The organism is Bacillus sp. PK6-013 (assembly GCF_054161445.1).
In genome coordinates this window covers 132,844-153,630 of the sequence record NZ_CP096417.1, presented here as the reverse complement: position 1 = coordinate 153,630, position 20,787 = coordinate 132,844, and the positions used below count along the sequence as shown (strand labels likewise).

Genomic DNA, 20,787 nt, shown 5'->3' with positions numbered 1-20,787 from the left:
CCTCTCTCTATGCCAGCGCGATCAGCGCTTCCTCAATGTCAACGCTTTCATCTGTTTTCAAAGGCTTGATCGACTGGTACCGGTCCGTATTTGTGATGATAACCGGCGTGATTAACTGATAGCCTGCATCCTTAATCGCATCCATATCAAATGAGACAAGCTGGTCTCCCGGCTTTACAGCGTCTCCTTTATTGACATGCACGGTAAAGTGCTCACCGTTCAATTTCACCGTATCGATTCCGATATGGATAATAATTTCTGCCCCATTGTCGCTAGTGATGCCGAGGGCGTGCTTCGTTTGAAAAACGGTCGTGATCGTGCCTGATACAGGCGACACCACTTTGCCTTCTTCTGGCTCAATGGCAACGCCTTTTCCCATGACTTCTCCTGAAAATGTCGCATCATCCACTTCACTCAATGCTTTGACTTCGCCTTTCAGCGGGCTTTGAATAATTTCTTCGGCGGCCGCGTTGCCTTGAGGTTCGTCTTTAGCCTGAACTTCATCTTCCTGTGAAGGCACATCTTCAAACCCTAGCAGATAAGCGATAATCGTCGCTGCAAAAAACGCTATAACAAGGCCAATCATCGCCTGAACGAATGTAGGGCCGATAAATGTCGGAATGCCAGGCAATCCGGCGTTGCCTCCAACAATGTAGGATGCAACTCCTGTGACACCATAAAAAGCACCGCCGACGGCTGCACCGAGAAGCGCTGAGACAAACGGCTTTTTCAGCCTCATGTTGACACCGTACATCGCCGGCTCCGTGATTCCCATCAACGCCGTGATGCTTGTCGTCATCGACAACGATTTGAACGTCTTATTTCTTGAGCGTAAAAAGACTGCGAATGACGCGCCCGCCTGCCCCATATTGGCCAGAAACATGGCCGGCATCAAGTAGTCGTATCCGTTTTGAGTAATATTATTAAGCATAATTGGCACCAGCGCGTAGTGCATTCCCGTCATAATGATGAGAGAGAACGTTCCGGCCAACAGAACCATTGCAATGAGGCCAGCATGCTGGAATAAATAATTCACACCGACAGATAGATAGTTTCCGATAATCGCTCCGAGTGGACCGACCGTGATCAATGTAACGGGCACGACAATCAGCAGGGTGAAAGTCGGAACAAAGATGAGTTTCAAAGAAGTCGGGGTGATTCTATCAATCCATTTTTCTACATAAGATGAAATCCAGATGGCAAGCAAAATCGGAATCACCGTCGACGAATACGTGGCAGCGGTTACAGGCAATCCGATAAAGGAAATGCTTTCCCCTGAACCGAGGAGCGCTGTCAGATCGGGATGCAGAATCGCCGCTCCGATCGCCGCAGCAACATAAGGGTTGCTGCCGAATTTTTTCGCTGCACTGACCGCAAGCAATAAAGGCAGGAAGTAGAACGCACCGTCGCCGATAGCAGTCAGAATAGTGTGCGCCTGGCTATTCTCGCTCAGCCAGCCGAACGTCACGGCTAACGCTATAATCCCCTTGATCATACCCGCACCGGCGATCGCCGGCAGAATCGGTGTAAATACGCCGGAAATGACATCAAAGATGGCGCTCATCACATTTGTCTTTCCTTCTGCTTTCTGCATGCCAGCCTTTCCCTCGCTCAGTCCGCTGTTTTCGATAATCGCTTTGTAAACGTTAGGCACATCATTTCCAACGATAATCTGAAACTGGTCGCCGCTGATGTTGGTGCCCATTACAGCCGAAAGACTTTCCAGTTTCGCGCGGTCTGCCTTCGCATTGTCATAAAGGTTGAAACGCAGTCTTGTCATGCAGTGAATCACGCTAAGTACGTTCTCTTCACCGCCCACGAGTTGTAAAATGTCCTTCGATACTTTATTATAATCCATATGAGTACCTCCTCCTTTGGGGGAATCCGCCGGACTGAAGGTGGCCGCCTTCACCCGGCTTTTTTATTGGCTTGGAACCGCAATGAATCCTCGGAATCTCACATCACCTCCTCATTTTGGGTATAAAAAAAACCTAAATTACGCCGGCTTGAATGGGACGATGTCCCAGAAAGCTGTACGCAACTTAGGTTTTGCCTGCAAAAGCAGTAACAATCCTTAAGAAACTTGCTGATATTAGTTTGTAACTATACTGTAGCACCTGTTTTTGTTCATGTCAACGCTTTCATTACAATTGTCTCATAAAAAATAGAATACACGCAAACTAGAAACTAAGACTTTATACCTTTATTTCTATGTTTTCTAGCTTTCGCCGCCTTTTTCATAAGCAATGCAGGGTTTCGCCTTGCTTTCCTTCGTGCTGCCGGCTGTGCAACTGCGCCTTTCGGTTCCTGCTGCTTATGAAGAATGAATCCGGCGGCCATGAACGGAATCCCTGATAAGTTTGTGAAAATGTTTTTAATGCCCATCGCTAAAATAAAAGAGCCCCAAGGAGAAAACGGATCTTTTTTGATTTTCACGTAAGCGGTGATTTCCAGGGCAATAAAAATGACCGACTGTACTAAAATTACAATCAACAAGCACAAAATGAACAAGAGAGCCAAATTAAACAACGTGCCTGAGTAGATCATCAACTTCAGCGCGGCCACGAAAGTCCCAGCCTCCATATATCCGTCCGTGACATTCGGATTCCAAACGGCATAAACGTCAAATTGATGTTTGAAATGAAAAAACAAAAATAATATAAACAACCAATATATGCTATGTAAGCTAATGCCTAATAAAATGAGTCTGTTTGCTGTTTTGTTTTGCAATATTGTTCCTTCTTTCGTTTATGATTGAAGAGAATGAAACGTCTCTTCCTGCTTTGGCGGAAACGCCTTTATTTCGTTGCTGTCCAGGTCTTCCTGTAATATGCAAACCTTTTGAATCTGCCTGTTTTGATAATGGTGAAAATAGTAGCTGCACGTCTCGCTGCACATCACCGCCGTATATTGGGTGTAATCGTCTTCGCCATTGTCAGTCATGACAATCCCTTTGGGAATATTCATATTGGAGAGAATATGAAACGCGGCAGAAACGCCTTCTGTTTCGTTGGACACGGGCTTCATGTGCTCTTTCAAAACTGCCGCCCTGACAAAACGGGATGGCGGTGTAAAATCTCCCGGCAATCCGGACAGCCCGGAACCTTGGCCAAAAGCCGACAGCGTCAGGTCTCCCATCTTTTTCGCGGCAAACTGTCCCGGCTGAAGACCGATATAATTGCGCAAATTGGTCAAATGCCAAGGAAAATCCGGACTGTTCGTCAGCACGCCGACCGGATTATCATGAATTTGAATGCCTCCGGCCGCCGGTTCAACAACGATGCTCGCACCGGAGCGGTCCGTTAATAGCCAATGAAGCGGCGTCACCGTACTGAGCAAGCTGACCTCTCTCTCAACAATGTTTACGGAAACAGCCGCTTTTTTCACTTCCTCCAAATCGCCGCATTCCGACAGCACCCATGTCACAAATTCGTGCGGCGCAAGATTGCGGCATTGCTCTTTCGTCTCGCTTTCATACACAGCATAATCCGGGAAATAAAGCGCCGCGCAAGACAATCCTTTTTCATTCACACCATCGGCAAACAGCGCATTATTGAGCCTTCTGCCCATCCCGATAAACGCATACCGGCCGGCATGCTCGCTGCCGTCTGCTTCACTTTTCCATTTGTAGCGACGCGGATGCAACAGCACTTCCCCGTTAAGCTCAAAATCAAAATCCATCGTCCTCGCCAATAAATGCTCCCGACCCGCAGTCGTCAACGTGATACTTGTACACATTGCGTCTCATCCTTTTCGTTTGATATTACACTTCGTGAACAATTTATTTCCATGTTATCGAATTGGAAATGATTCGTCAAAATGAAAGGGATTAAGATAAAAATGACCTCCAGAACAGAGGTCATTTTTAATCACATCATTTACTCCCCCAAACCGCATCTCCCTCATGAGACAACGCACTAAACGTCATCACCTTCCGCTCAGAAGCTGCATCCCACTGGCGCAAAAATACACCGTCATATGTTTTTCCGTCGAGCTTGAGTGCGATTTTGTTGTCTCCCGTGTTCTTCCACGTCCCGGCCGCTGCGCCGGTTATTTTGCCGTTTTGATTTAAGCGGATTTCTTTCGATTCTTTAATATCTGCGGATATGTCTTTTCCATGACGCACCAATTCGTAGGCGCCAATCACATCTGACTTTTTCACCTTGTCGAGCTTCTCTCCGGCATAGCGGTGAGGGGCGGCAACCGGCCAGCCTTGTTTGTTCATCAACAGTTGGTGGACGCGGACTTCGTGCTCCTCCCCCCGTCCCGGGAAGCGGGTGTGGAAGATTAAATACGATTTGCCGTTTTTTTCATCGTAAAAGGCAGAGTTATGGCCCGGCGATACATAGCCGTTTTGATTGCTAAATGAGAAATTTCCCATCAGTTTGACACCGTACGGTTCGATTGAACGATCGTCAAACAACGTTCCTTCTTTGCCGCGGACGTCAATCATCGCATGGCCTTCTGCGTCGTAATAAGGGCCGTCAGGGTTTTTTGAGCGGGCGACGCGAATGTTGTACCCGCCGTCAGCGGCAAGCCCTCCGAAGGACATGTACAGGTAGTAATACTGTGTTTCAGGATTGTAGAGAATGTATGCGCCTTCAATCCGGCTGTGATTGCCGCCGATCAGCTTTTTGCCGTACCCCTGTCCTGGAAGCGGAAGTCCGGTTTTCTTATCCATTTCTAAAATAAAAATTCCCCCGGAATAGGAGCCGTACACCATCCACAGCTTTCCTTTTTGATCAAAGAATGTATGCGGATCGACGACATTTGGGTGCTTTGTCGCGTCATAAGGCGTGCCGTCATTGCTGATCCCGTCCATTCCCGACTTTAGGAAAATGCCTTTATTTTTGTATGGGCCTTCAATGTCGTCCGCGACAGCAAGTCCGAGCGCAGATCTCGGAGAATCCCCGCGGCAGGCGTTGTAATACATATAAAACTTGCCGTCCTCAAGCTGGGTGACATCAGGCGCCCACAACGTATCAGTTTCAGCCCATTCAAAGGCCTCTTTTAATTCTTCATATACGTTCGGAATCAGAGGATTGCCGTCGTGGACACTCGAGGAAATTTGCGTCCATTTCATGAGGTCCGTCGATTTGGCCGAAGCTAAATGGGAGCCGAAGACATAGTACGTGCCATTCGCTTTAATAATGGATGGATCGTGAACCGCCACTTCTGAAAATACAGGTTTTTGAGTTTGTGCAGAAGCTTGGTTTGGCGCGAAACATGCAGCCATGATGAAAAGCAATGCAAGGACTTGGATGAAACACTTTCTCATATTCATTTGTTCTCCTTTCTTTTGAAGCGCTTTCATTTTTTGACAATTCATCATATGCTGCTTATCCAAGGTTTATTACGAACAAAAAAGCTCCCGACAAAGTCGGCAGCCTAAGTTCATTTCCTCGCTTTATGCACTTTCAGCAATTTCCCTTTCACGGTTGTGTTTTTCATCGCTTCTAAGACGAGCGGTCCTTTGCCGTTTAAAATTTCAACGAATGAACCTTGCTCTTGTATCGTGATAATCCCAATATCCTCAGCGGAGACGCCGTCAATTTTAGCAATCGTCCCAACGAAATCAACAGCTCTCAGCTTCTTCTTTTTTCCCCCGTTAAAGTAGAGCCTCATAATTTCTTTATTTAACGATTCGCTCTTGTCCTGTTTTAGCTCGGGCTTCCTATTGATTTTCTTTTGAAACGCCGCTTTTGCCCGTGCAATTTCTCCTTTTGACGGCGCCTCAATAATAGGAATGGAAAAACCGATATAGTCTTCAATGTCAGTGATCATCCTTTTTTCACGCGGACTGGCAAGCGTAATCGCTTTTCCCCGGCTGCCGGCTCGGCCTGTTCTTCCGGTACGATGCACATAGCTTTCTTGATCTAATGGCAGCTCATAGTTGATGACATGTGTGATGTTCTCAATATCGATGCCCCTTGCAGCTACATCTGTCGCGATTAAATAGCGAAACGCTCCCCGTCTAAAGCGGTTCATAACGGCAAAACGTTCCTCCTGAGGCATGCCGCCGTGAATTTTCGCGCACGGATAACCCAAACCGGCTAAGCGCCGCTGCAACTCATTCACTTGCTCCTGTGTGCGGCAAAAGACGATGCAGCTGTCCGGATTCTCAACAATGAACAGATCCACTAAAAGCGGAAATGAATTATTTTCATTTACAAAGATCAGTTGATGCTCGATATCTGCAGTTGTCGTACCGCCTGCTTGAATCTCGATTTTCAAAGGATCTTTCATATATTGAAGGGATAGATGCTCTACATCCTCCGGAAAAGTTGCTGAAAACAGCATCGTCAGCCGTTCTTCAGGCAAATGGCGGATGATCGCTCCTACTTGATCGATAAATCCCATATTCAGCATTTCATCGGCCTCATCGATGACAAGGTATTTCAGTTTTTCTAATGGAAAGGTCCCTTTTTCAATGTGATCGAATACGCGTCCAGGTGTCCCGACAACGATATGGCATTTTTGCTTGAGCTCTGTTTTTTGCCGTTCAAAGGACGATTTCCCGTAAACAGCCGCTGCTTTTATTCTTTTATAGCGGCCGATGTTCGTCAAATCCTCCTTAACCTGAGCGGCAAGCTCGCGCGTCGGTGTCAAAACCAAAGCTTGTGGTTTGTTCTCTTCCCATTCTGTCAGCTCACAAAGCGGAATTCCGAACGCGGCCGTCTTCCCGCTCCCCGTTCGCGATTTCACCACAACATCCCGCTTTTTAAGCGCCGCGGGAATCACTTCGCTTTGCACCGCAGTCGGCTGCTTATACCCTAAATGATCGAGCGCTTTCGTAATATCACCGCTTAATGCATAGTCTTTAAAACTGGCTTTGTTCATGCATGAACTCCTTTTGGTCATATGATTTCCAGTGAATGATGGTGTTATGAATGTGATTATACGCGAATCATGACTGATTTCAAAAGGACATGAAAAAGAGGCTGTAATAAACGCAGCCCTAAGAAACACCCTAATTAACTTATAAAGCTGTTAACACAAAAGAATGAATTGCTGCTCAGAGAAAAGAATCGGTTTTTTTACCTATAACTATTTAATTCCCCTCTAATATTTAATACATAGAGGATATTGAAGCTATAGAAAAGACTAACACTATGATAAAAACAATTCCCATTAAACGCTGCAATAGAAAAGGCAGACGGGCTAAAACAACCTGGACTTCATAATTAATTGCCCAAGCAATAAATAAGAAATAGCGTAAAAAATCGTTTATCCATCCACTTGACTCTTCATATATATTAAATTCATACTGTTTTATCACCCAGTTAGGAAATAGCAATGAAATAATTGCCATAATGAAATTTATAGTAAGAGACATATACAATAAGGCGCTTGGGTATGGAATGTGTTCCCTTAAAACAAAACTTAAAAATAAACTTATAGCAATGACGGTAATAGTACCTACTATTAGGTTTGATTTCTTGAATATTTTTTTCCTCGGACTAACATATATTTTTTTTGTATTAAAACCGTACACCAAAGAAAGTAAAACCAAGAAACATTCCGCGAAAAATATAAATAAAAATAATGAGATACTGCTGTCATCTCGATTCCAATATGGGATGTTTATCAACAAAAGTACCACTAATAACATGAATACTGCATTACTTCGCATCCAAAAAATACCGCTTTTTTTTATAGAAAACATAAATCCACTTGTCCTTTCTTTTTCTACAAATCAAAAAACTCATTCATTGTATTTACTATTTTCTCGAAATATTCATTTACTGCCACAGGCTGAAGAAAAAGTGAACCGGTTTTTTTTATATTCTCATAATCTAAATGCCAAATAAAATCATCACTTCTTAATAAGAATACAGCTTGATCTAATCTTGATTGGCTTGTAATATAGTCGCTTTCAAAAAATGAAATATTATCAAGCTCTTGATTGTTTTTTAGAAAATCAAAAGAGAACTGACTAATAGATGGGTGAGTTTTTGGATCCTCCGCCATTCTTTTAATAACCTCAGCTTCTACTTCGTGAAATTCATCAAATGAATCATCATCCATTTCAAAAATTTCATGTTCTGGGTTTTTATCCGTATATGAATGATAAAATGTTTTCAACATTTCTAAAAACGACTCTCTGCTTCTTAAAATCGAAAAACTATGATTTTGATTTTCTATCTCCTGCACAATGAGTTCATCTTTTTGAACATGATGTACAATCAACACTCTTTTCCGATGGATACAGCGAACTTTTCGCTTTGATTGAATGAGTAAGTGAATCAGGTTTTCTAACCCTTTTTGTAAATTAGATTCTGTGCCATCATCCCAATATCCTCTTTGTTTTAAAAGATTTTCGGCTTGAATTGAAAATGGTTCAATGTCTTTTTCATCTTGAATTATCTTCTGTTCATTAATAATATCCTCAGCAGCTTTTTCATATCTGCATAATAACAATGCGGCAACAAGTTCATTAGTAGTTAATATAATTTTAGACACTTTAAATTCCCCCTATCGAAACCAACTAGTCACAAAGTCCTCTGCTTTTGATAAACCCTCTGAAACTGAATCAGAGATATTCGATAATTGTTTGTCGGTCCAGTCTTTCATATCATCCCATCTGTCTTCTACCCATTCACCAGCATCTTCTCCCCACTCTTTTACTGTGTCGCCAACAAATATAGATCCGGTTATTCCAATACCAGCTCCAATAGCTCCCCCAATAAGAGTTCCGGGGCCTGGGCATATAAGTGACCCTAATGCAGCACCTCCAACAGTCACACCTGCTACTCCCGCATCCATTCCAAAGCCAGCTGCCACTCGTCCTGATATTTCAAGGGTAGACTTCCCCTTGTTATCATCATTAATGAATTCAGAAAAATTAGTCACAAAGGAAAATACGGTACCTACTCCAGGGACTTTTTTAAATAGTTTTCCGGGAGCTACTTCATCCTTAAACTTCCCAAGAGTCCCTTTCACATCAAGCTTAGTCTTATAACTCTTCAGTTCCTCTGGCTTATGCTTTAGGAAACTTTGGCTTTCTAAAATCTTTTCATATGATATTCTTGTTGTGTTAGGCCCCAACCCAACAATCTTTCTCAAAAGGCCGCTTGGTTTATTTTGAAATTTGCCGAGCCATTTTTTGATTGGTTTGCTTGAGTTTGGATCGCCTTTTTTCAGGATATTGTAAACAAACTGAGCCACCTTGGAATCGTATTTTCCGTTAGCTCCCTGCGTCCATTTCGGAGAGGCTTTCACACGGAAGTTTCCTTTTCCGTCTTTTTCAAGCTCAAGCATTTTCGTCGCCAGTACATTCACGGCTATGACGCCTTTTGTTACAGCCAAAGCGCCGTTTCCTGTACCGATTAAATCGAGCCATTCAGCGATTCTGCCCATCATTGTCGGATCGTCTTGTTTTTCTGCTAAATCAACGGCTTCGTCAATCATTTGTTTAACGACATCTGTTTCAGAAAAGTAGTTTTCAACCTCTTTAATCGTTTTTTTAGATAGGATCGCGCCTCCCTTTGACCAAGTGTTCACTTTTTCAGTGAGCTTGGAAAGCTGAGCGATCGAATTTGACGATTGTTTTAATATAGAATTAGTATCACGATCAAGCTCTTTTAAATCAGACACTGTGTTGTTCACATGTTTTTTTGCTTCGGAAATATGCTCATTAAATGATGCCAAAGAGATAGATCCGCCCCCAATCAACTGGCTGATTTTATCAAATTCGTCATTAATCGAATCAACCGTATCATTCGTTTGACGTTTCAGTTCTGTTAAGCCCTTTTTGACGTCATGCGTCAGAAACTCTTCTTTTACAAAACCCTCTGTTGATTCATAGGTTCTGATTTTTGCTTTAATATCTTTTAAATTCTGTATGTATTGATCAATAAAGTGCTGAAAATAAAGCAGCACGGGAAGATGAAGAACCGAAAAGTGTTCTTTGATCGCATTTCCGCCTTCTCCTTTTAATGCATCATCAAGCTCTGCAATTTTTTGTACACTTTCCCTTATGGCATTGATTTCTTTTTCCTCTTGCTTTTTTTCCTTAATCAATTGGTCTATCGCGTCAATGACTTCAGAGACATCTAAAACTTTCAAGAGAAAACCAGCCCTCCTTATTTCATTTTTTGAGAGATGTTTTTATCAGTATCAATCAGGACTTTAATGTTTGACCATGCGTCCTTTTCAACTGAAGATAGCGCCTCCTTGTATTTTTTTAATAGCTGCTCGTATTCCTTTTCGATTTTTTTTATTTTGTTCACTACATCCATTGAAGAATTAGTGATATCGGCTTTTGAACCTGCTATCGAAAGTGCGCTGATTTTTGTCTGAAGGCTTGAAAACGCCGTTTTGACTTCTTCTGCTTTTACCTTTATTTCTGCCATTCTTTCACCTCAATGATTGACTTGTTTTTTTATATCTGTAAGCTGTTGTTTTTGTATACTTAGAAACATCTCCATATTAGAGATTTGCATTTCAAGATTTTCAATCTCTTGCTCAATATGTGAAATCAGACCATCTGTTTCTCTCTGTATATTTTGATAGCCGTGTGCAATATTTGATCTTATATTGATAAATTGATTTGTATGTCTACCGTTCCATATATGCGAAGTAATATCTGGCTGATTGATGAGATTGGCATTGTTTGAAAGGGTGTGAAGTTCACCGGTAATAGCTGTTTTTGCTTTTTTCAGTTCAGCGATTTTGCTTTGTGTATCCTTTATATTGTGAGATAAAGAAGAAATATCTTTTTCCAAAGAAGCGATTTTAGCAGCATGGTTTGACATATCGGGTTCACCTCGTTTTTCAGAAAATAAACGTCTGCACGTTACTATTCGCTTATTCCACAGTATTTCGGTTAGGTATATTGTTGCTTTCCGATTGAATCCAACGTTCTTATAAATCAGACCTTTTTCATATTACAATATCATCCAAAATAGGTAAATAGGATAATGGACTTGGTTTTCTTGGATTTTCTTGAATTGATCCATTCAAGCTTCTCACAATGTTCTTTGAAATAGCATCAGGTGCTTAGTTCAAATGACCTTCTTCAAATCTTGCCATTAAACAAACAGCACACACCCAAGGGTATGTGCTGTTTCTGCATGTTCTTCTATTCCGTAATCACCGTATGCACGAGCTTCGGCGCTTCGGCTTTTTCAGCGATTTGAATGTTGTCGTAGACTTTTGCGATGACGTCATCGACATTTTCGCGGTTTGCGTATAGGGTAACCAATGGTTCGCCTTTTTCGACTGCGTCGCCGACTTTTTTGCGAAGCATGATACCGACGGCGAGGTCGATTTTGTCTTCTTTTGTTGCGCGGCCGGCGCCCAGCAGCATGGCCGCGACGCCGATTTGATCGGCGACGATTTCAGACACGACGCCCGCTTCTTTGGCAGGAATGTCGATTTTGTAGGCAGCCTGAGGCAGCTTTTCAGGGTTATCCGCGACAGAACTGTCGCCGCCTTGGTTCTGAAGGAAATCCTTGAATTTTTGCAGCGCTTTTCCGTTTTTCATTACATCGATCAGTTTCTCTCTTGCTTCGTCAAGGGTCTCTGCCTTTTTGGCAAGAACGACCATTTGGCTGCCCAATGTTAAGACAAGCTCAGTCAAGTCTTCCGGACCTTCCCCTTTTAATGTATCGATCGCCTCTTTCACCTCAAGGGCATTTCCGATGGCAAACCCCAGCGGCTGGGACATGTCAGAGATGACAGCCATCGTTTGGCGGCCGACATTGTTTCCGATGCGGACCATCGCTTTTGCAAGGTTGACGGCGTCTTCATCCGTTTTCATAAAGGCGCCGGCGCCTGTTTTGACGTCAAGGACAATCGCGTCCGCCCCCGCGGCGATTTTCTTGCTCATAATCGAGCTGGCAATCAGCGGGATCGAATTGACCGTGCCTGTCACATCGCGAAGGGCGTACAGTTTTTTGTCAGCTGGCGTCAAGTTTCCGCTTTGGCCGATGACGGCAACCTTGTCGCGGTTGACAAGTTCGATGAATTCGTCTTTAGAAAGTTCCACGTGAAACCCTTTGATCGCTTCGAGCTTGTCAATTGTTCCCCCTGTGTGTCCAAGGCCGCGGCCCGACATTTTGGCGACCGGGACATCGAGAGCCGCAACAAGCGGTGCAAGTACGAGCGTCGTCGTGTCGCCGACGCCTCCTGTTGAGTGTTTGTCGACTTTGATGCCTTCAATCGCGGAAAGATCGATCGTTTCGCCTGAGTTGACCATCGCCATCGTGAGATCGGCCCGTTCTCTGTCCGTCATGTCCTGAAAATAGATGGCCATCGCCAGAGCGCTCGCCTGATAGTCAGGAATGCTGCCGTCTGTGTAGCCTTTAATGAAAAATTGAATTTCTTCTGTTGTCAATTCTTCTCCATTTTGTTTTTTAGTGATGATATCAACCATTCTCATTGTGATCACCAGTCCTTTTTTCAATGTTTATCAATAGATCAATCCTACAACGGTCGCTGTCAAGAAACTGACGAGCGTTGCGCCATACAGCAATTTCAAGCCAAAGCGTGCGACGACGTTTCCTTGTTTCTCATTCAGTCCTTTAACAGCGCCGGCGATAATTCCGATCGATGAGAAATTGGCAAATGAGACGAGGAAGACAGAAACAATCGCTTCGGTGCGGCCGCTGAAATGGAAGCTGCCTTGTGCGAGAGACTGCATCGCGACAAATTCATTTGAGACCATCTTGGTTGCCATGATACTTCCAGCATTCACCGCTTCATGCCATGGAATACCCATCAGGAAGGCAAACGGCGCAAAAATAAACCCGAGCAGTTCCTGGAATGATATGCCTAGTGCGGCGCTGAAAATGCCGTTAATCATTGCGATGATCGCGACAAATCCGATCAACATGGCGGCCACGACGACGGCGACTTTAAAGCCGTCCATAATATATTCGCCCAACATTTCAAAGAAGGATTGTTTTTCCTCTTCCTGTACCTCTACCATATCATGTTCTCGATCGACTTCATAAGGATTGATAATCGAAGCGATAATAAATCCGCCGAATAAGTTCAATACGAGCGCGGTGACAACGTATTCTGGCTTCAGCATCGTCATATAGGCGCCGACGATAGACATCGAGACGGTTGACATCGCTGAAGCGCACAGCGTGTAAAGTCTGTGCTTAGGCAGCAGCCCCAGCTGCTTTTTTAACGAAATGAATACTTCAGATTGCCCCAGTATCGCCGAGGCCACGGCATTGTATGACTCAAGTTTGCCCATCCCGTTGATTTTGCTAAGCGCAAGACCAATATATTTTATAATAAACGGAAGGATTCTCCAATATTGCAAAATACCGATTAAAGCAGAGATAAAAACAATCGGGAGCAGCACGCTGATGAAGAATGTGGATTCATTCACATTCACCAGCCCGCCAAAGACAAAATTTACACCTTCTGCGGCATATTCAAGCAAATACCCGAAGCCTTTGGCAAACCCGCCGACGAGATAGTTTCCGATGCCCGTGTTCAGCAAAACATATCCCAATGCAAATTGCAGCACGATCATGACGATAACCGGACGGTACTTCACTCTTTTTTTTCCGCTGCTGACCAGCCATGCAAGCCCTAAGACGACAAATAAACCGATGAGCCCGATAAGATATTTCATGTTTTGATCCTCCTGGGGATGTATTCGCTTACATTTTTGTATCTGTGCGCAGGAAGCTTTCGCTTCCCGCCGCACTGGATCTTAGTAGTTATCTTCATTTTTTCCTTCTGCTCCGCTGACGATGGAAACGCCTGCGCTTGCACCGATCCGGGTCGCTCCGGCTGAGATCATGCTTTCAACGTCCTCTTTTGTTCGAATGCCTCCGGATGCTTTGACACCGATGTCGGGTCCGACTGTTTTCCGCATGAGGGCGATATCTTCCGCTGTCGCTCCGCCGGTTGAGAACCCGGTTGAAGTTTTGACAAAGTCGGCACCGGCAGCAACAGCCAAGCGGCAAGCCCGCTCTTTTTCCTCGTCTGTCAACAGACACGTTTCAATGATGACTTTAACAAGCGCTTTACCTTTTGCGGCTTCAACGACTCCGCGGATGTCCGCCTCGACAAAGTCATCGTCTCCGTCTTTTAAAGCGGCGATGTTGATGACCATGTCCACCTCTGTCGCGCCTTTTGCGATCGCGTCTTTCGTTTCAAACGCTTTTGTTTCTGTCGTGTTGGCGCCCAGCGGAAAACCGATGACTGTGCAAACATCGATTTCCGTTCCTTTCAGCTCTTTGGCGGCAAATTCAACCCATGTCGGGTTGACGCAAACTGAAGCGAATTGGTGTGTTTTCGCTTCTTCTATTAATTTTTCAATCTCGGATTTTTGTGTATGCGGTTTCAATGCTGTATGATCAATGAGATTTGCAATCGTCATATACTAGCACTTCCTTTGTATAAGATAGTTTCAGCATAACCGATTTTTGAACAAATGTAAATTACCATATGAAATTTTGTTCAATAGAAAATAAAGTAAAATCCAGGCTGTTCTTCCTGGACACTTTAATCATCTAGCAGTTCTTTCGCCGTATGCTGATCAATAATCAGCACATTGGCATATTTGCCTTTTAGTGCACCATGAATAGCGGCTTTTTTCCGGCTGCCGCCCGCTACGAGAATCGACCGTTCTTTTTCCCTCAAGTCAGCCAATTCAATGCCGATCGTCCGCGAGTCGATAGCATGGCTGCAAATGTTTCCCTCCGCATCAAAAAAGCGCGAACAAATATCGCCGACTCCACGTTCTTTCAGAAGGGCTTTTTCCTCATCATGAAAATACCCCAGCCTGAACAGCAGGGCTTCATCACGGACTGTGCCGACTGTAAATAACGCAATGTTCGCCTGTTTGCCCATTTCTATGATCCGCTTAATGTGCCTGTCCCGCTCTACCATCTGTTTGACTTCCGGATTGTCAAACACGACCGGAAGCGGCAAATACCTCGGCATCGTTTGAAAAGCTTCGGCAAACAGCTGAATCGTTTCAGACGAATAGGTATTGACGCTGGAGTGGCTGATTCCGCCTTTCAGTTGTACGACCTCTGCGCCCTTCACCTGTTTGGACTGCATATTTTGGGCGATTTGGTACATTGTCGTTCCCCAGCTGACGCCGACAATGTCGCCGTCCTTGACTGCGCCGTGCATGTATTCAGCTCCGAAGCGGCTGAGATAATGCGTGATGGTCGTATAATCCGCGGTCGGTGAAAAAACAACATGTGCTTCCAGGAGCCCGTATTTTTCCTCAAGCATCGCACCGAGCGCATCCATATCTTCAAACGGATCCATGACGCGGATTTGGACATACCCCTTTTCCTTGGCGAACTGCAGCAGCCTTGATACCGTCGGTCTTGAAATCTGCAGCTGTTCGGCGATTTGCTGCTGGCTGTAGTCAGACTGATAATAGAGCCTCGCAGCTTCAATGCTCAATTGCTGTTTTTCCTTGTCCATCACGTTCCTCCCCTTTAGTAACGCTTTAACCCATATTATATAGGTTCATGCTCCTTCTCATCCAGCTGAATTGCAAAAAGACGGCCAGTATGCCGGCCCATGCGCCACTATATGTGTTCATATCATATCTTTATCCTTTATATATACATCTTTTTCTGCTGTCAGTTCTTCAGCTGCGCTTGTCCGCCGGTAAAACACGGTTTCATCTCATAGCTGAATCAATACCTCACCAAGATTTTTTCTGGTTGCTCTGGTCTCACACAGGCTATCCATTCACGTCCTCCGTTTATTTCCTTTGGTATTTTTTTATGAAAATCAATACGAAAATCCTTCTATTGATGGAAAAACATTTTATTATTGGACTTACGTCCTCTTTTTGGATAGTCCAAAAAGATCAAAAAAATCTAGCAATCTCCATTTTTTCATTTATAATAAGTAAGTCAAAATTATTCTCAAAAAAAACATTCGGGGTGATCTATCGTGAAAGCACCCGTGAGGTATATATGGATTGGTATGATCCTGTGCTTTTTATCGGCCAGTCTGGCCGTCGGTTGTATCAAAGCTGAAGATCAGTCAGATGATGACAAAAATGATGAAGCGCTGCAGCCTGCCGAACACTTCGTTTACCATCATTTAATGAGCGATCAGGGACTGATTAAAACCAGCTTTTCTGACCAGCCTGTTTACTTGTCGGAATCGCTTGGCTTGTGGATGGAATTTTTGATCAGTAAAAAAGACGGCGAGCATTTTCATGAGCAATATCAGCACCTGACCGAATCCTTCCTGATGAAAAACAACCTGGTCTCATGGCAAATCCAAAACGGCCAGGCAAGCGGGGTAAACGCCTTGATCGATGATCTCAGAATCATGGTGAGCCTCGATCAAGCGGCAGCTCTATGGGGAAACAGCGAGTATAAACAAACCGCTCTGAACATCGGTTCCGCATTAAAAACGCACAACATGAACAACGGGATATTGACGGACTTTTACGACTCCGCCTCTCAATCCGCATCAAAGGATATCACGCTTTCCTATATCATGCCAGATGCGCTATCCGTCTTGAAAAAAAACGGAGTGATTGATAAGGATACCGAAAGGCGGAACGCCAACATTCTTTACCGCGCCCCTTTGAAAAACGGTTTTCTCCCGAAAGTGTACAGTACAGAAACGAAAGCATACACCTATGACCATGAAGTCAATCTCATTGATCAGCTTTACACAGCTTGGCATTTACCGCCGAAGGATCAAAAAGCCGCTGTATTAGCGGATTGGCTCAAACAGACGTTTCAAACCGGCGGCAAACTGTATGGCCGGTACTCGATCGATACAAAAAAGCCGGCGGTTCAATACGAATCTCCATCCGTCTACGCTTTGGCGATATTATTTTTCATCAACCAAAACGAAGATCAAGACGTCATCAAAGCGCTGTATGATCGAATGAATGATTTTGAAATTCTTGATTCGTCTGAGACGTATTATGGGGGATATATGAGCGGAAATGATACGCATTCTTTTGATAACCTGCTGCCTCTATTAGCCGAAAGGAAGCTTTTAAATGAAAATATCATTCAATGATTCGCAAAAAATGTTCGCTTATATGACGGGAATAGCAGCAGCTCTTGCGTTGTTCATCCATTATGTCTCAGCCCCGCAGTCCGAATCCATTCTCATCATTTGCATCACACTTGCCATCATCGCAGCGGGAATATGGCTCGGATCGATTTACGCACTGGCTGGGACGATCATCGTCCTGTTTGTTCTCGGAACTTTGATGATGTTTCTTCACACAGACGCTTCGTCTGAAACGGAATTGCAAACCCTCGTCATCTGGGGAATAGCGCTTTTGCTGTTCTCCTTCATGTCAGGGAGAATCCATGACATCGCGATCGGACTTCACCGCTCTGTCAAACACCTTCAAGACGAGATCAATAGCTTCGTTGCAATTGACAGGGTGACAGGCTTTGATAATAAACAGAGGATGAAGCTGGAGCTCTCGGAAGAAATCAAGCGGGCAGAGCGGTATGGCAACTCATTTGTTTTTTTACTGCTGCAAATGCATTATTTCAAAGAGTTCAAATCCCTGTACGGAGAAAAAGAAACCGACCGTCTCTTTCAATTTGTCAGCAGTCAAATCAGATCATGTGTCCGGGAAACGGATAAAAAATTCCGGCCTGCCGAAGAGCGGTTTGGCATCCTGCTGACACACACGCCTGCTGAGCATATGCCTGCCGTCCTTGAAAAACTGAAGAAACAGCTGGACACATACCAGCTGAAAAACGGCAAGTATGTCACCTTGACCTTCCACGTGTGCCACTTATCATATCAAAACGATTTAAAGACTGCTGAGCAATTTTTAGAAGAACTAGAAAACGAGATGATGATGAATGAACTGTAAGCGGATATTACTTCTATGCGCGGCTGTCCTTATCCTGGCTGCGGTTTTTCATGTTCCGGACACCGCCGGGGCAAAGCAGCAGGAGCGCGGCATTCTCATCATCTATTCAACATTGGACGGCAAAAAATCAGCCGATGTGAAAATGCTCGACCTTATCGCCGGCCATTTTACATCTCATGTGACCGTTGTAAATGATGCGGATGTCAAAGCTGCGGATCTGGCAGGAAAAGACCGCGTCATCTATTACGGACAAACGAAAAGAAAGCTGAACAAAAAGCTCGCGCAGCTGATCAGCTCCTTCCAAAAACCTGTGACAGCGATCGGCTTTAACGCCGGGCAGTTCAGCCAATTTGCAGATCTTTCGCTGAAAAGCGAAGACAATGTGTATCAGATTCGCAGCACAAATGAGGAACACGATACCTCTTTAGAAAGCGGAATTCGTGTCCTTGAGGTATCAGGCTTGAAGGGAAAAGCGTTGTACACATACAAAGCTGACGACGGAAAAGCTCGCCCATTCGCATGGAAAACCGGCAAAAGTAACGTGTACATCGGTTTAACCGATTTGCTCAACAACAACCTCCTCGCCGCTAAGCTGCTCAGACAGGCATTTGGTGAAACCCCGGACAGCACGCTGTTATATTTGCGGCTTGAGGATATCAGCCCAATGTCGGATGAAAAACTGCTGCTCCAAGCCGGGGCTTATCTGCATAAACGAAATATTCCTTTTATCCTTTCTGTGATTCCGGTATATGTCAATCCTGAAACGGGCGACAAAGTCTATATGTCTGAAAAGCCGAAGCTTGTCAACGTGCTGAGAAAGCTGCAGGATATGGGCGGCAGTGTAATTGTTCACGGGTATACCCATACATACCGCTACAGCGAAACCGGTGAAGGATTCGAGTTTTGGGATGCTAAAGCCGATCAGCCGATCACATCGCAAAATGCGAAAGAGCCCGCGACCCTTTTGCAAAAGGAACAGAACTTTCCGAATGAAGAAGCATATCAAAACTATTTGAAGCCGTTCAGAAAAAATGAGGAAACGTACACGCGGCAGAAGCTGACGAACGCTATTGAAGATCTCACCGCAGAAGGACTGTATCCGCTCGCGTTTGAAGCGCCGCACTATACGATGTCAGAGCACGGCTATCAGATCGCCTCACAGTATTTTACAAGCTTGTTAGGCCAGGTTCAGCTTAGCGATACAACATGGAAAACGTCAGGCGCCGGGCCTTTTGTTACCAAACCAGTAATACTCCATGGGATGACGCTCTATCCTGAGACCATCGGCTATGTTGATCAATCGGATCAAAATCCGCTCGGCAAAGTCGAGGAACGCATCTCTCAAATGATCGATTTTGAAGGCGGAGTAGCCGGCGCATTTTATCATCCTTATCTTGGAATGAAATATCTCCCTGAGCTGGTTGATCAAATGGAACGCATTCCGAACAGCGAATGGCTCGATATTAAAAAGACAAAGCAAACCGTTAAAACAGATAAAGTGGAAATTCACACAAGCGGAGATGGAACGATTCAAGTTAAAAGCAAAGTCAGCGCCATTGAGACGTTTTTCGATCATCACCAGCAAAGCCCGCTGGAAAAGGCGCTTTGGATTCTCTCTCTTATTGTGCTCTTGTTTGTTGTCATGTTTGTGAGCTATACCCTTTACTTGAGAGCCACATTAAAAAAACGAATCTTTAAGGAGAGAAAAAACCGTGGGTAATGTTCTGTTCCTAGTCTCTTTAAGCTTAATATGGGTCATGCTTCTGTATCACATGTTTCTGATGCAGGGCGGATTCCGCCACTATATGACCTTCGAACGGAACATGCCGAAGTGGAAAGAGAACGTGAAGGATCTTCCGAAGGTCAGCGTTCTGATTCCTGCGCATAACGAAGAGGTCGTGATTCGGCAGACGCTGAAGGCGATGGTGAATCTCTATTATCCGAAGGACCGGCTGGAGATTATCGTCATCAACGACAATTCATCTGACCGGACGGGCGACATTGTAGGTGAGTTTTCCAGACAATACGACTTTATTAAAATGGTCGTGACCAAACCTCCGCATGCCGGAAAGGGAAAATCGACGGCGCTCAATTGCGGTTTTGCCGAATCAAGCGGAGATGTCATTTGTGTGTATGACGCCGACAACACGCCCGAAAAAATGGCTGTTTATTACCTTGTCCTCGGGCTCATGAATGATCAGAAAGCCGGAGCAGTGGTGGGAAAATTCCGCGTCATCAATGCGGCGAAAACATTGCTCACAAAATTTATCAACATCGAAACGATTTGTTTCCAATGGATGGCACAGGGCGGGAGATGGAAATGGTTCAAAATCGCCACGATCCCCGGCACCAATTTCGCCATCAGGAGAAGCATTATCGAACAGCTGGGCGGCTGGGACGATCAGGCGCTCGCGGAGGATACCGAGCTTACGATCCGGGTCTACAACCTCGGCTACCACATCCGCTTCTTCCCGGCGGCCGTCACTTGGGAGCAGGAGCCGGAAACGTGGAAAGTCTGGTGGCGTCAACGGACAAGATGGGCGCGCGGCAACCAGTATGTCGTCCTGAAATTTTTGGCTCAATTTTTCAAGCTGAAGAGGAAACGGATTATTTTTGATTTGTTTTATTTCTTTTTTACGTATTTTTTGTTTTTCTTTGGCGTCATCATGTCAAATGCGCTTTTTGTGATCAATTTATTTTATAATCTGCATCTTTCATTCGGTTTTTTGTCTATCATCTTATGGGTTTTGGCTTTCTTTCTATTTATGACGGAGGTCATGATTACACTGAGCATCGAAAAAACAGAAATGAACAGGCAGAACTTTTTCATCGTTTTTCTGATGTACTTTACATACTCGCAGGCTTGGATTGCGCTCGTGATTTATTCTTTATTCGTCGAAATCAAGCACCGCCTGTTCAAGCAAGAGGTTAAATGGTACAAAACAGAACGATACAATCAAAAGAAAAGCGGGTGACTT

The 20,787-nt window shown here is 44.5% G+C and carries 18 protein-coding genes; 4 read left to right on the top strand and 14 right to left on the bottom strand.

The window, feature by feature from the left end; translation table 11 throughout:
* Nucleotides 1-7 precede the first annotated feature (7 nt).
* The 14 genes from M1E03_RS00745 to M1E03_RS00680 form a co-directional block, all read right to left on the bottom strand.
* A complete protein-coding gene (locus M1E03_RS00745; protein ID WP_458110613.1) occupies nt 8-1,858 on the bottom strand; it encodes a beta-glucoside-specific PTS transporter subunit IIABC in 1,851 nt (616 codons plus the stop codon).
* Between the two features lie 329 nt (nt 1,859-2,187).
* The gene (locus M1E03_RS00740; RefSeq protein ID WP_458110612.1) at nt 2,188-2,667 is read right to left on the bottom strand and encodes a hypothetical protein; all 480 of its coding nucleotides are present in this window, start codon (nt 2,665-2,667) and stop codon (nt 2,188-2,190) included.
* An 81-nt stretch (nt 2,668-2,748) separates the two neighbouring features.
* On the bottom strand, nt 2,749-3,738 hold the full coding sequence (locus M1E03_RS00735) for a choloylglycine hydrolase family protein (protein ID WP_458110611.1): 990 nt from the start codon (nt 3,736-3,738) through the stop codon (nt 2,749-2,751).
* A 136-nt stretch (nt 3,739-3,874) separates the two neighbouring features.
* The gene (locus M1E03_RS00730) at nt 3,875-5,284 is read right to left on the bottom strand and encodes a glycoside hydrolase family 43 protein (RefSeq protein ID WP_458110610.1); all 1,410 of its coding nucleotides are present in this window, start codon (nt 5,282-5,284) and stop codon (nt 3,875-3,877) included.
* Nucleotides 5,285-5,394: 110 nt separating this feature from the next.
* Nucleotides 5,395-6,840, bottom strand: coding sequence for a DEAD/DEAH box helicase (locus M1E03_RS00725; RefSeq protein ID WP_458110609.1), 1,446 nt, complete (start codon nt 6,838-6,840; stop codon nt 5,395-5,397).
* Between the two features lie 229 nt (nt 6,841-7,069).
* The gene (locus M1E03_RS00720; protein WP_105981320.1) at nt 7,070-7,666 is read right to left on the bottom strand and encodes a hypothetical protein; all 597 of its coding nucleotides are present in this window, start codon (nt 7,664-7,666) and stop codon (nt 7,070-7,072) included.
* 23 nt (nt 7,667-7,689) lie between these two features.
* Nucleotides 7,690-8,463 (bottom strand): phosphate signaling complex PhoU family protein, encoded by a 774-nt coding sequence (locus M1E03_RS00715; protein WP_105981321.1) that lies wholly within the window; start codon nt 8,461-8,463, stop codon nt 7,690-7,692.
* 12 nt (nt 8,464-8,475) lie between these two features.
* Nucleotides 8,476-10,068: a ribonuclease YeeF family protein gene (locus M1E03_RS00710; protein ID WP_105981322.1), complete on the bottom strand. Its 1,593-nt coding sequence runs from the start codon at nt 10,066-10,068 to the stop codon at nt 8,476-8,478.
* Between the two features lie 17 nt (nt 10,069-10,085).
* Nucleotides 10,086-10,355 carry a YwqI/YxiC family protein gene (locus tag M1E03_RS00705; RefSeq protein ID WP_020453522.1) on the bottom strand — a complete coding sequence of 90 codons (270 nt, stop codon included), beginning with the start codon at nt 10,353-10,355 and terminating at the stop codon, nt 10,086-10,088.
* A gap of 9 nt (nt 10,356-10,364) precedes the next feature.
* Nucleotides 10,365-10,757 carry a DUF5082 domain-containing protein gene (locus M1E03_RS00700; RefSeq protein WP_020453523.1) on the bottom strand — a complete coding sequence of 131 codons (393 nt, stop codon included), beginning with the start codon at nt 10,755-10,757 and terminating at the stop codon, nt 10,365-10,367.
* 326 nt (nt 10,758-11,083) lie between these two features.
* Nucleotides 11,084-12,385, bottom strand: a complete 1,302-nt coding sequence (locus M1E03_RS00695) for a pyrimidine-nucleoside phosphorylase (RefSeq protein ID WP_020453524.1) — start codon at nt 12,383-12,385, stop codon at nt 11,084-11,086.
* A gap of 30 nt (nt 12,386-12,415) precedes the next feature.
* A complete protein-coding gene (locus tag M1E03_RS00690) occupies nt 12,416-13,597 on the bottom strand; it encodes a NupC/NupG family nucleoside CNT transporter (RefSeq protein WP_458110608.1) in 1,182 nt (393 codons plus the stop codon).
* 81 nt (nt 13,598-13,678) lie between these two features.
* A complete protein-coding gene (gene deoC, locus M1E03_RS00685; protein ID WP_020453526.1) occupies nt 13,679-14,350 on the bottom strand; it encodes a deoxyribose-phosphate aldolase in 672 nt (223 codons plus the stop codon).
* A 125-nt stretch (nt 14,351-14,475) separates the two neighbouring features.
* On the bottom strand, nt 14,476-15,414 hold the full coding sequence (locus M1E03_RS00680) for a sugar-binding transcriptional regulator (protein WP_458110607.1): 939 nt from the start codon (nt 15,412-15,414) through the stop codon (nt 14,476-14,478).
* A gap of 513 nt (nt 15,415-15,927) precedes the next feature.
* Between M1E03_RS00680 and M1E03_RS00675 the strand changes: the two genes are divergently transcribed.
* Genes M1E03_RS00675 through M1E03_RS00660 form a run of 4 tightly spaced genes read left to right on the top strand, consistent with a single transcriptional unit; the run spans nt 15,928 to nt 20,784 of the window.
* A complete protein-coding gene (locus tag M1E03_RS00675) occupies nt 15,928-16,989 on the top strand; it encodes a lipoprotein YdaJ (protein WP_206761232.1) in 1,062 nt (353 codons plus the stop codon).
* The gene (locus tag M1E03_RS00670) at nt 16,970-17,809 is read left to right on the top strand and encodes a diguanylate cyclase domain-containing protein (protein ID WP_020453529.1); all 840 of its coding nucleotides are present in this window, start codon (nt 16,970-16,972) and stop codon (nt 17,807-17,809) included. The genes M1E03_RS00675 and M1E03_RS00670 overlap by 20 nt, the downstream gene beginning before the upstream one ends.
* Nucleotides 17,799-19,529 carry a DUF2334 domain-containing protein gene (locus M1E03_RS00665; protein WP_026580369.1) on the top strand — a complete coding sequence of 577 codons (1,731 nt, stop codon included), beginning with the start codon at nt 17,799-17,801 and terminating at the stop codon, nt 19,527-19,529. Before M1E03_RS00670 ends, M1E03_RS00665 begins: the two co-directional genes overlap by 11 nt.
* The gene (locus tag M1E03_RS00660; RefSeq protein WP_020453531.1) at nt 19,522-20,784 is read left to right on the top strand and encodes a glycosyltransferase family 2 protein; all 1,263 of its coding nucleotides are present in this window, start codon (nt 19,522-19,524) and stop codon (nt 20,782-20,784) included. Before M1E03_RS00665 ends, M1E03_RS00660 begins: the two co-directional genes overlap by 8 nt.
* Nucleotides 20,785-20,787: the final 3 nt, after the last annotated feature.